This is a genomic window from Kosakonia beeri (assembly GCF_054165705.1).
The window spans coordinates 3,859,468-3,871,416 of sequence record NZ_CM135106.1; the positions used below are offsets into that span (position 1 = coordinate 3,859,468).

At 49.1% G+C, this 11,949-nt stretch carries 12 protein-coding genes; 9 read left to right on the top strand and 3 right to left on the bottom strand.

The features are described from left to right. The first annotated feature begins 9 nt into the window (after nucleotides 1–9). The gene (locus ACUY4S_RS18295) at nucleotides 10–2,019 is read left to right on the top strand and encodes a beta-galactosidase (protein WP_312688881.1); all 2,010 of its coding nucleotides are present in this window, start codon (nucleotides 10–12) and stop codon (nucleotides 2,017–2,019) included. A gap of 32 nt (nucleotides 2,020–2,051) precedes the next feature. Next, complete coding sequence (gene araC, locus ACUY4S_RS18300) at nucleotides 2,052–2,957, top strand: arabinose operon transcriptional regulator AraC (protein ID WP_312688879.1); 906 nt, start codon at nucleotides 2,052–2,054, stop codon at nucleotides 2,955–2,957. 6 nt (nucleotides 2,958–2,963) lie between these two features. Here araC and ACUY4S_RS18305 read toward each other — a convergent pair whose 3' ends face one another. Further along, on the bottom strand, nucleotides 2,964–3,236 hold the full coding sequence (locus ACUY4S_RS18305) for a hypothetical protein (protein WP_312688878.1): 273 nt from the start codon (nucleotides 3,234–3,236) through the stop codon (nucleotides 2,964–2,966). Nucleotides 3,237–3,594: 358 nt separating this feature from the next. Between ACUY4S_RS18305 and ACUY4S_RS18310 the strand changes: the two genes are divergently transcribed. From ACUY4S_RS18310 to ACUY4S_RS18325, 4 genes are all read left to right on the top strand, one after another. After that, nucleotides 3,595–4,731 carry a D-alanyl-lipoteichoic acid biosynthesis protein DltD gene (locus tag ACUY4S_RS18310; RefSeq protein ID WP_312688876.1) on the top strand — a complete coding sequence of 379 codons (1,137 nt, stop codon included), beginning with the start codon at nucleotides 3,595–3,597 and terminating at the stop codon, nucleotides 4,729–4,731. A 129-nt stretch (nucleotides 4,732–4,860) separates the two neighbouring features. After that, a complete protein-coding gene (locus tag ACUY4S_RS18315; RefSeq protein WP_458022086.1) occupies nucleotides 4,861–5,979 on the top strand; it encodes a membrane-bound O-acyltransferase family protein in 1,119 nt (372 codons plus the stop codon). Then, nucleotides 5,976–7,409 carry an AMP-binding protein gene (locus tag ACUY4S_RS18320; RefSeq protein WP_312688874.1) on the top strand — a complete coding sequence of 478 codons (1,434 nt, stop codon included), beginning with the start codon at nucleotides 5,976–5,978 and terminating at the stop codon, nucleotides 7,407–7,409. The genes ACUY4S_RS18315 and ACUY4S_RS18320 overlap by 4 nt, the downstream gene beginning before the upstream one ends. 17 nt (nucleotides 7,410–7,426) lie before the next feature. After that, nucleotides 7,427–7,648: an acyl carrier protein gene (locus tag ACUY4S_RS18325; RefSeq protein WP_061497358.1), complete on the top strand. Its 222-nt coding sequence runs from the start codon at nucleotides 7,427–7,429 to the stop codon at nucleotides 7,646–7,648. 109 nt (nucleotides 7,649–7,757) lie between these two features. On the opposite strand, the gene ACUY4S_RS18330 is transcribed toward ACUY4S_RS18325, so the two are convergent. Beyond that, the gene (locus tag ACUY4S_RS18330; protein WP_458022076.1) at nucleotides 7,758–8,594 is read right to left on the bottom strand and encodes a DUF1796 family putative cysteine peptidase; all 837 of its coding nucleotides are present in this window, start codon (nucleotides 8,592–8,594) and stop codon (nucleotides 7,758–7,760) included. 801 nt (nucleotides 8,595–9,395) lie between these two features. Here ACUY4S_RS18330 and ACUY4S_RS18335 point away from each other — a divergent pair. Continuing rightward, a complete protein-coding gene (locus tag ACUY4S_RS18335; RefSeq protein ID WP_458022077.1) occupies nucleotides 9,396–9,947 on the top strand; it encodes an SMI1/KNR4 family protein in 552 nt (183 codons plus the stop codon). Between the two features lie 24 nt (nucleotides 9,948–9,971). Next, on the top strand, nucleotides 9,972–10,535 hold the full coding sequence (locus ACUY4S_RS18340; RefSeq protein WP_458022078.1) for a hypothetical protein: 564 nt from the start codon (nucleotides 9,972–9,974) through the stop codon (nucleotides 10,533–10,535). Nucleotides 10,536–10,764: 229 nt separating this feature from the next. Here the strand turns inward: ACUY4S_RS18340 and ACUY4S_RS18345 are convergent, their stop codons facing one another. After that, the gene (locus ACUY4S_RS18345) at nucleotides 10,765–10,956 is read right to left on the bottom strand and encodes a hypothetical protein (protein ID WP_312688862.1); all 192 of its coding nucleotides are present in this window, start codon (nucleotides 10,954–10,956) and stop codon (nucleotides 10,765–10,767) included. A 346-nt stretch (nucleotides 10,957–11,302) separates the two neighbouring features. Here ACUY4S_RS18345 and ACUY4S_RS18350 point away from each other — a divergent pair, with 346 nt between their 5' ends. Continuing rightward, a complete protein-coding gene (locus ACUY4S_RS18350) occupies nucleotides 11,303–11,629 on the top strand; it encodes an NIPSNAP family protein (protein ID WP_458022079.1) in 327 nt (108 codons plus the stop codon). Nucleotides 11,630–11,949 lie beyond the last annotated feature (320 nt).

The following is an 11,949-nucleotide window of genomic DNA, read 5'->3' on the forward strand; positions in this document are numbered from 1 at the left end:
AGATGGTTCATGTCTGCATTATATTATGGCGTCGCCTATTACGACGAATACATGCCGGAAGATCGGCTGGAAAAAGATATCGCCCTGATGCTCGAAACCGGCATCAATGTGGTACGCATCGCTGAATCCACCTGGAGCACGCTGGAGCCGCAGGAGGGGCAATATAATTTTTACCATATTGATCGGGTACTGAACGCAATGCATGCGGCGGGGATCGCCGTGATCATCGGCACGCCAACGTATGCCATCCCTGGCTGGCTGGCACGTAAATACCCGGAGGTGATGGTCACCACGGTGGACGGGCAACAAAAATATGGCCCGCGGCAAATCATGGATATCGTCAATCCGGACTTCCGCCGCCACGCAGAAAATATCATTCGCGTTCTGATGGCGCATGTGCACGATCATCCGGCGGTGATTGGCTTTCAACTGGATAACGAAACCAAGCATTACGACAATATCGGGCGTGATATGCAGCAGGGTTTTATTCGCCATTTACAGGAAAAATACCCCTCGCTGGCGCAACTGAATGAAGACTTTGGTCTTGATTACTGGAGCAACCGTATTGATCACTGGGACGACTTTCCCCCGGTCGAAAATACCATCAATGCCAGCCTGGCGTGCGCATTCAGCCGTTACCAGCGCCTGCAGGTTAGCGAATACCTGGCCTGGCAGGCCAGTATTGTGCGCGAATACGCCAGACCGCAGCATTTTGTCACGCATAACTTTGATTTCGAATGGCGGGGTTATTCGTATGGCGTGCAACCGCGGGTCGATCATTTTGCAGCGGCGAAATGTCTGAGCATCGCCGGGGTCGACATTTATCATCCGGGTCAGGATCATTTAACCGGGAAAGAGATAGCCTTTGGCGGTGCGGTGGCCCGTAGCCTGAAAAAAGGGCAAAACTACTTCGTACTGGAAACGCAGGCACAAGGATTTCCGCAGTGGACCCCCTACCCCGGCCAGCTACGGTTGCAGGCTTTCAGCCATGTGGCGGCTGGTGCGTCGATGGTTTCATACTGGCACTGGCACTCGATCCATAATTCTTTTGAAACTTACTGGAAAGGGTTGTTGAGCCATGATTTTGCACCCAATCCAACCTGGCAGGAAGCCACCACCATCGGCGCTGATTTTAAACGCCTGTCGCCGCAGCTGGCAGGGTTGCAGGCTGAACACGATGTCGCGCTGCTGATCAGCAATGAAGCGATGGATGCCCTGAACCACTTTAAACCTGCCGGTGCGCAGACCAATGTTTATAACGATATCGTGCGCCGTTTCCACGATGCGCTCTACGAACAAAACGTGGCGGTCGACATCATTAATGATATCGATGATAGCGCCGTGCGTTACCAGGCGATCATTGTTCCGGCCCTCTATGCAGCGGATGACGCACTGCTTGAACGCATCAACGCCTATATTGCGCAGGGCGGTCGTGCGCTGATCGGCTTTAAATCTGGCTTTAGCGATGAAAACGTAAAAGTACGGGTGGAGACGCAACCCGGCCGGTTAAGCAAAGCCTGCGGCGTAAGTTACAACCAGTTTACCCTGCCGGAAAATGTCACCGTTAGCGCGGCCATCCCTGAACTGGATTGTCAGGGGCATAACCCTGCCGAACTGTGGATGGAATTGCTGACGCCCGCCGAACAGACGCGCACACTGCTGCGCTACCAACACCCGATGTGGAAGCACTATGCGGCAGCCACCGAAGCGACGTTCGGTAACGGCCTGGCGATGTATGTCGGGTTCCTGCCTGAAAAACCGCTGATCGCCCGACTTTTTGCCTGGCTGACGCGCGGCCTGTCGTTGCGCTCGCGCACGTCGGCTTACCGCTTCCCGCTGGTGGTGAGAAAAATGACCAACGCGCGCGGAAAGACGCTCACCTTCCTCTTCAATTACGCCGGGGAGGAGCAAACATTCTGCAGTGAAATCGACGGTGTTAACCTGCTGCAAGGAACAGCCATCCACCGTGGTGCGCCGTTGCAGTTAGGCCCATGGGACTTTAGTATCATCGAGAGTTAAACAGCGAGCCGGTGGCGATCAACGAGGCAATAATGGAACTGGATATCAATGAACTGATTAACTTTTCTCCATTGATAAAAACCTTCACCTTTAATGCCTGGATCGTCTCCGGCTTTACGCCTATTTCCAGAGGCTCCTCGCTCGATTATTACATTAATCGCCCGCAGGGCATGAAAGGCTATCTGATCAATCTGACGCTACGTGGCCAGGGCCGCGCCAACGTAGGCGAAAGCACCCTGCAATACCAGCAAAATGACCTGTTGCTTTTCCCGCCGGGCGTTCCCCATCAGTATGGCCGCGATGAGCACAGCGAGCACTGGGATCACGTGTGGATTTACTTTATTCCCCGCCCTTACTGGCTTGACTGGCTAAAGTGGGATCAAAACCCGGCAGGGATCGGCAAAATGCGGGTTGAGGATGCGCTAACACTGGCGACGCTGCGCGCGCTTTTTTATGAGGTGATCCGCCATAACTCTGCTGATGCGCCCTTATCTGAAGCGCTGGCAATGAACGCCCTCGAGCGACTGATCATCACCTGTTTTCAGCAGCAGCCCATCAGCAACCGCTACGCGCACGACCCGCGGATCAATGCAGTTTGCGACTATCTCAACGATCATATTGATGAAGAGCTGAAAATCGAAACGCTGGCCAGCATGGTGTTCCTGTCGGCTTCCCGGCTGGCGCACCTGTTTAAAAATGATTTAGGCACCACGATTTATGCCTGGCGCGAAGTGCAGCGCATGAACCGTGCACGTTTGCTGATCCAGTCGACGCGGTTGCCGATATACAAAATTGCGCAGTCGGTGGGTTATAGCGATCCGGTTTATTTCACCAGGATATTCCGCAAACATAACGGTATTCCGCCTGCGGAGTATAAAAAACGCTATGAAAAGATGAACAGCATGGCGGCCACTTCCCCGACAAAACCGGCACACTAAAGGGCTTTAGCGAACGCCATGAACAGTACCGTTACGGGTGCCAATGGCGATACAGCGCCCCTCTACCATGCTGATGTAGTAATACGCCGGGTTAGGCAGGTACTCCATCAACCAGGGCAATTCTGGCGAATATTTAATGTCCATGGTGGAGATTTTCCATACCGGTTCACCGAACAGGGTCATGGGTGTAGCCTCATGGTAGTGCTCATCCCAGCCCCGATTCTGCTCTGCGGCGTAGCGCCTGGCGATCTCTACCGCCTGCTCTTTGATAATCATCACAATACTCCCTGCTTACCGCATCTTTTCAACGGACTGTATGAACAGGTGAAAGATAAAACGAAAGAACGGGGAGGACAACAAAACCCGGCACTTGCGACCTTTCTTAAGTACGTTTAAAAAACGCACTACGTGGTGTGATAAAAAAGCCCCTTAAAACATCTGCATAAGTTAAATATGCACCCGCCAATGAGTACGCGTTATTACGCCAGATCAAATCTGTACATACCGTTACACAGCAACGCTCATCATTCAGCCAGTGGCTGGTATATAGTGTCGAGAACACAGAGAACGGTTTATCTGTAAAGTTAAAACCCAACAAATTTTAAACAAATGAATATCATGTTTTCTTAAAATTATAATGAAACTTAAAAATGCTCTCTGCCTACATATCCTGATGGCGGCCCTCGCCATCCTGTTCCTGAGTGCTCACCCGCTGGTGACAAGCTTCAATCCGCCGCTTAAATTTCAGCCGTTGATTAAATCAATGGAAGGAACGCAAAAAGAACAAGCGGAAAAGATGGCGACTATTTCTCACGCTTTACAGGGTAATGCGATTTTTTTCATTGGCGCTTCTGAAGTCGCCACCTCTGAAGATGAACATTACGCTGTATATAATTATCTGAATAATGATTTGCATCGTCCGGTAGTGGCGTTTGGCGATAGCTTTTATGACAGTATTACACATTTTTTACTGTTCTCACGTTTTAAAAACGACCTTAACGCAAACAGCAAAGTCGTTTTGTTACTGGCACCTGACAGTTTTTATTCTAATGGTGTTCCGCCCGCTATTTTTGCCAACCTTTTCCCGGCCCCAATTTTTAATCCTTTAATGCAGAATGAGCAGACTCGCCCTTTCCTGGTCAATTATTTACAGAAGATTGATAAAAAAGAGGTCAGCCATTTAACGTTTGCTCAAATGAAGATCGCAGGCTGGAGCCTGGACAATATCTGGCAGGAAGTTAGTTTCCAGTTTGCCAATTTCTGCACGTTGATTAAAAACGACTGGCTGGCGTTGCTGCACATTGAGCCCGAGCCTGCACAGCCCTGGCCCCTGCAGCCTGCTACTTCAATAACGCCAGACTGGGATCGCGAACTGGCGCACGCCCGTGAGCTGAACGAGTCCCGTCACGAAAGCGCCGCCACACTGTGGATGGACAAGTCGGTGTATATCCCAGGGGAAAAACCCGAAGTATGGGATGACTCCCCGGTACTGCCAGAACAACTGAACGCCTTCCGCGCCATGATTAACTTGCTGAAAGAGCGTCATGTTCAGGTCGTGGTGATTATCGACGCGATTAACCGGCGTGCGGTGCAAAACCCCGAACTGGTTCAGCCTGCGGTCACGCAGACGACGGCGATCCTCAAAGAAAACAATATCCCCTATCTGGATATGTACTCGATGCCATATCAGGACGGCTGGAACTGGGATCGTCTGCACCCCACGGACCTGGCATGGGTAACGATGGATCGCTTTATTGTTGAGAGTTTTAAATGATGAAATACGCTATCCGGCTTTTTTTCCTTTATCTCTTTCTGGCGGTCACCATCATTGCGTGGTCCTCTGTTGATGAAAGCATGAATATAAAAGTGCATTTTGAGTATCAAAAGTTCTGAGGAATGAATGATGTATAGCTCCGGAACCTTTTTTTTCTTTCTGTTTTCATCCGCGCTGGTCTTTGCGCTGGTTAACCGCGTATTGCGTTTCCGGCTGACCTATTTAGCGGCATTCTCCGTGCTGGCGGCAGTCGGTTGGGGATACATTTTCCAGGGGGATTATGTGGTTCCCGTGGCGGTATTCCTGAGCTTTTATCTTGTGGTGTCCTTAAAAGAGAAAGGCTGGTTAAAAACCTGGCAGGCAGTCAGCCTGACATTGCTGCCGTTGTTTTTAGTGAAGTTACACCTCAACAACCACTGGGGCATGATCGGTCTCTCTTTTATGACGTTCCGCGCAATTGATGTGCTGCTCTACCGCAATAAAAAAGATGACCGCAACATCCTGCACTATTTTTGCTATCTGTTTATGCCGTTTATTATCCTGGCCGGCCCTATGTATCGCTGGCGGACATGGGTAAACGACATTAATAAACCGGTATTTGCACTTAGTCGTGAGCAGTTTTTAACGACGATAGAACAGATTTTCACCGGTATTATTCAGAAATTTTTATTTGCCATGCTGATCGATAACCTGGTGATTGCGTCGTGGGGCCATCGCCCGTTTACGTTTACCGTCGGTGTGGTGATGTCGCTGGCCTACAGCGCTTATCTCTATTTTGATTTTGCGGGTTACAGCAATATGGCGATCGGCGCCGGGCGGTTATTTGGCCTTACTATCCCGGCGAACTTTAACATGCCGATCCTGGCGAAGAATCCGCAGGATTTCTGGCGACGCTTTCATATCAGCCTGTCGGAGTGGCTGCGGGACGTGGTGTTTATGCCGGTGTATATGAATCTGATGAAGCTCAATTTCTTTCGTCAGAACAAAACCCTGGCGCAGAACATCGGTATCTTCTGCACCCTGTTTTGTATGGGGGCATGGAACGGGCTTGAACGACATTATGTTATCAGCGGCGCGCTGTTTGGCGCCATTTCCGTTGCGCATAACATGCTTCAGTGGTCAGCCAAACGCAGCCCGGCGCTCAATACCTGGCTTCAGTATCCGGTTGTGAGCTTTTGCGGGCGTCTGTTAACGCTGGCAAGCGCTGCGGCTTCTCTCTACATTTTTAGCGGAATGTCACCTCTATGAACCTTCATTACGAGCTTCAGGAATTGCAGGATTTCCTGCGTGCGGCATTACTCGATCCCGCCAACCCGCAGCAACTGGCCATTAGCGGCAGCGACCAGGCCCTGACCTGGCTGCAGCTCTCCGCTGCCGTCACCGACTGGTTGCAACGTTACCAGCGTTGCCCTCAGATTGCCGGTGCGCCGGTGGTGTTATATGGGCATCAGCAGGCGGAGTTTGCCGTGGCGATTTACAGCTGTTTGCTGCACAACATTCCGTATATCCCGGTGGATTGCATCTACCCACAGGAGCGGCTGAAAGAAATTTGCCAGCTGGCCAACGCTCCCTGGTATTACGATGTGGCGACCCGCCAGTTTATCGCGACTGGCGAGACTGGCCAGCCACTGGTCGAGCAGGATCTCGCTTATATCATGTTTACCTCTGGCAGCACCGGCAAACCGAAAGGGGTGCAGATCGGGCGGGAAAGTTTGTGGCACTTTATGAAGTGGGTGCGGCAGGACTTTGCGCTGCCGGAAAAACCGGTCCTGATGAACCATGCCGTGTTCAGCTTCGATCTGTCGCTGATACCGCTGTTGGCGAACCTGGCAACCGGCGGGCACATTGTGCTGAATGCAAAAGAAGATATCGCCGCAGACAACTGGCTCGATCGTCTGAAAGACAACGACGTTTCGGTGTGGGTTTCAACGCCCTCTTTCGCCTACCAGAAACTGCTGTCGCCGCAGTTCAACAGCGACTATTTGCCCGCGCTGAATGTGTTTGTGTTTATTGGCGAAGTGCTCAACAAAGCGCTGGTGAAACAACTGCGCCGCCGTTTCCCACAGGCAAAGATCCTCAACTCCTATGGCCCGACAGAAGCGACCATTGCGACCACCGTCATTGAGATAACCGACGCGATCCTGAACAGCGACAATGATCTGCTGCCGGTCGGTGCAATGATGCCAGAGTCACGAATGGAAATTACCGCTGACGGCGAATTGATCATCTGGGGTAAAAACGTCATGCGCGGCTATCTCGGGCTGGCGAAAGAGAATGCAGAAAAGTTACTGCACCGCGAAACAGAGGCCTACCGCGGTTACCGTACCGGCGATCTCGGTTACGAGGACGGGCTGCTGTACTGCCAGGGTCGCAACGACAGCCAAATCAAACTCAATGGCTATCGCATTGAAATCAACGAAATTGAAAACCGCCTGCTGGCCATGTCCGGTATCAGCGAAGCGGTGGTTCTGCCGCTGATGAAATCCGGCGGCGGCGTGCTGCGTATTGCCGCGTTCTGTGTGACAGAACTGGCACCCGAAGTGATTAAACATTCCCTGTCGAAGGTGATCCCGCCCTATATGGTGCCTTCGCAAATCATTATTAAAGACGCATTGCCGCTGAATCCTAACGGCAAAATCGACCGCAAGTTGCTGGATACGCACGCCCGCACTAACTGATTATTCTGGAAAATATTATGGAACAAGAAATTCTCGCGCTGTTTGAAAAGATCTTATCCCGCAAAGTGGGATTCAACGATGAGCTGATCGAATCGGATATTCTCGACTCGATCCTCGCTGTGGATATGGTGCTGGAAGTGCAGGACGTTTACGGCTGCATGATCCCACCGACAGAAGTCGCTACCGTACTGAAAACCCCGGCGGATCTGGCGCACTTTATTGAAGAAAATCGCAGCTGATTTTCTCGGCGTCACGGCGTGCCCACTATGCAAAAAACGCTCCGCTGTCGGGGCGTTTTTATTTCCGTCCTGGCATCCTCATGCCCCGTAACGCGAGACATGCCAGCTGTCATAAAGGCGCTTGCGTGCCTGCTGTCACGAGCGTAGCGCCGGTGTGGCGTGTCTCTGTATCTGGCGCGTAACGATCCACGGTAGTGAACATATCGGCGAAGAGCGCATCATCTTTTTTCGCCCAGAACGTTTCCAAATCATCGCCTCCCCATATCTCATGCGTGTGGCAGACGAACTCCAGTAATCCGCTGTCATGTGGGGTGAAATCGATATGCTTCGCCGACGCCTGAGGAATGATATGTTGATAGAAAAGCACCATTTTGCATTCGCAACCGCCCGTGTTGTACAACGACAAAAATTCATTCAAATGCGCTTTTAAAAGCAGAAGATCCGATTGCTCCGTGATGCGGTGGTGATAAAGAAAAACAAAATTTTTTGTTCCCCGATAGCTGAGCTGACGTTCGATACGACGCTTGAAGGCGCGATGATCTTCCTTAATGTTTAACGGGTCATGGTGCGTAAACTCAAAACCCAGCATATGCCTCTCGCTATAGTGCCCTGTACAACGGTTATAACACGTTGAGCGAACCACTGTATGCGTACCGTCTGGAAAAGGTTGCAAAAATTCCGGTTTCAATAAGTTCCGGTAATCATCTTTTTCCATTTGCAGAATATATTCGATGTTCGATCGCCCCGATGAAAAAACAGAGCTGAACGATTTTCGGTGATGTCGCCGCAGGATATCGTCCGGAAGGCAGTTTTCACCCAGCGAAATCCACAGTACTTCAGAACTGAAATTATTGCGATATATCCATTTTTTATGCAGATTCGAAACCCTCTTTTTTAACGATTTGAGATGGTTTCTGACGCGTTGTTTAATGTGTCCGACCTTCATCACTGACACCTCATATTTTGACCATATCATTCCAAACGAAGCGATAAAAAGATTATCGCCACCTGAATTTTATTGATTTATTAGACTTTATTTGAACAAACTGGCTAGCCGAATAATGTGCACAGCCAAATCACAACGATTAATTAATCGTGAACGTCTCGATTAATAATTGCATTGCGTGATAGTTAACTTCACACACTCAATATAATGGCGTCTTATATAATATATTCTTTGCCGCAAGAATGGATTTATGTGTCGATCGCAAGTAAACGATCTGAAATAGCGGCTAATAGTTGGTTACAGATTGTAGCCTTTATCCTGCAATTCGTAGTCATCAGGAAAATCTTAAAAGCACACGGGAAAAAGAGAAGGCTAACGAGAGGGATTTAAGCGAAATAGCGCAGGGTAACAATAATAATGTCGTAGCTTAAGCCCCATCCGATTGATTGAACAAGGGAAATAAGGTACAACCTGTCAGCGGGACGTCGGTTGATGCGAGGTAGTTTGCGCGCCCCAACAGGGTGGTTTCGTCGTTCTTACTGCCACAGCGCTGTTACACTTTTTGGAGGATTACATGGACACATTGTCATATATCATGCCTAAATTAGCCTGGATTATTCCACTGGTAATCGTCGTTTTTGTAGGGATTGCTGCCCTCAAAAATAAGTCCAATCGCAAGGATAAGTAAGCTATCTTCTGTGCCGATGGCAGGACAAACCGGGCTATAAATAAGCGTGTAAAACGGTTCCAGCGAATGCCTGCCATTTATCGAAAGTCACAAGGGATATTCACACAAGGCAAATGAGCACGTTATTAAAACTGGAACATTATGGCGCATTGCCTGTGCCAATATCCTTTGATACGTTGCAGGAACATCTCAGGGCACTTGAAACGTCAACGGGACACCTTCCTGCGGATTATCGCGCCTTTTTATGTCATTTTGGCGCGACCATCGTGTTTAAAGAGAATGTGCTATTCAAAGCATTACAACCTTCTCCCTGGGCCGATGATAACGGGTATGATTCCCTTTCATCTCTGTACGGCCTGAGTCAATCAGGGAACGAAGAGAGTGTTTTCGGAGCGGCTGAGACCTACCGGCAAGATACTGGTTCGCAATGGTTAGCCATTGGCGCCTCATCGGGTGATAATCAGATCTGCCTGCGCCTGCAGGGCGCGCTTTCTGGTCAGGTTTGGTACTGGGATCATGAGTCTGACCCGGTATACGGTGATGATGTGGTAATTTCAGGAATGACCAAAATAGCAGACTCTTTCGAAGCCTTTATCATGCTGCTTGAGGCTCAGGCTCCGCAAGCTGATGCATCGGGTGTTGTGAGTGTCGATCTGGATTTTTAAATCTGTTATTTATGAGGTTATCCGGTGAGTGATATAAAAAATGCGTTAGAAAAATGGGTTAACACGTGCGAAAAGCATTCACTGACCGGGCATTTTACTCAGGTTAACGATCTGGCGGCCTTCTTCCCGGCCAATGTATTTTGCTCTGCTGAACTGAATTACTTCTATAAAAACTATAACCCAGAAAATCTAATAATTGAAACGGGTTTCACCCCCGTAAAGATTTACGCTGCCTCAGAATTAGTAAAAGGACAAACGGGTTACCGTTATCTCCCGGCAAATGCACTGGTAATAGGCGATGACATAGGTGGCGGAAAACCACTAATCGCCGCACTCGACGAAGAAAATACGCCTGTATACGCAAATTACGACGTGGGCGAACCTTTCAGAATAGCAAACTGTTTTACAGACTTTATCGTTTCACTGGCTGAACTTATCGACCTGGTTTATGGCCGTTATCAAATTTTTGATATCGCCGATGATAATGACGAGGTGAAACAAATTTTCAAAGATGAATTAGCCGCGCGCGTTTCGCCTGTTATTGGCAGCGAGAATTTTAATGCTTTCTACGATTATTTTTATGGGTAACCAGCTTATAAACGGGATTACAAACCACCGAAAATATAAATTATTTCCCTGAGGCTGCTCTAAAAAATGAAAAACAGGGGCTTTTGTTGCTGACAAATAAGGAAGATGTCTTTTGCTATATGTGACGAAAAATAAAGTGACCAGTCCTCCCGAACTGGTCAGTTATTATCTTACCTGCCAGGTTTCCACCCCGGCAATTTAAGTTTAAAATCTTCTCATACACGCAATTTTATACATGAGGCTCAGTGAGTGGCCCTTCAAGCACTTTTACAGTGTCACCATGATGAATGTCATATCCCTCTGTAAGCCGCCATATGCCGGTGAGAGAGGCTACATTTTCAGCTTCTTCAGCTCCATCGCTAGTAAACCAGGCTATCTGCACAATGCCTTCATGCTGGATCCGGTAACAACCGTTTTTCATATCAGCATTTCCTGCATCACAATCGGATCAAGCATGGCACAACTAAGAATATTCCTACGATATATCGTTACCTATTCTCGTTTACTGTTCAAAAAAAGCACGAAATGTCCAATGCGCTCGTGATAATTCACCAATGCGTGCTATTGAAGTCAGCTTTCGACACGTTCTGCTTATCTTTCCGAAGTGAAATGTACCGCTAAACGGGAAGATGACCTTGATCGTCTGAGCCACAGATCAACGCTTCTGTTAACGAACGTAGCCAGATTAGTCGTCGCTTCGTAGCACGATCTGGTTTACTTTATCGTCATCGCCAGGGAAGCCTGAATGTATCGAGGGAGATAACATCTTGAAAACTATTGAGATATTGCAGTACGCATTACGCAAAGACACCGGTACTGCATTTCACACTATCATGCGGGAAGTTAGCGTTCCCCTTCATCAACACCACGGGATTGATGTCGTGTCGTTTGGTCACTCTCTGCATGACCCGGATTGCTACTATCTGATTCGTGCTTTTGAGAGCCCTGAGCAAATGGCTGCTGTTCTGGATGCTTTTTACTCAAGCGCCGACTGGCGCAACGGCCCGCGCGAAGAGATTATTCACTGTATTGAAACCAGTCTAAAAACAGTCGTGAACTTGCCAACGGAAAGTGTCGATGCGCTGCGCATGTAAGCGCAGTTCTCTTTGCCCGGCCAGGGGAATTTATCTGTCACTTCCTTTCCCTGTAAACCAAACCTGTCGCCGTTGAAACCGAGCCAGAACAGCGCTCATCCCTGATAGTGCTTCTGGCTTCAACGAATTTACACACGGCAATGATCGGCTGCTCCGGAAAATGGCGTTACGAGGAACGAACGCCGTCATGTAATGACTTGATGAGTAAAAGAGGGCCTGCTTTATCGGAGCGTTTACCCATGCGTTTCTTTCCGCTTGAACAAACTGCTCATGTTACAGATCAGTATCAATAATGACCTCGTTGGTTAGTCCCCCTCCAG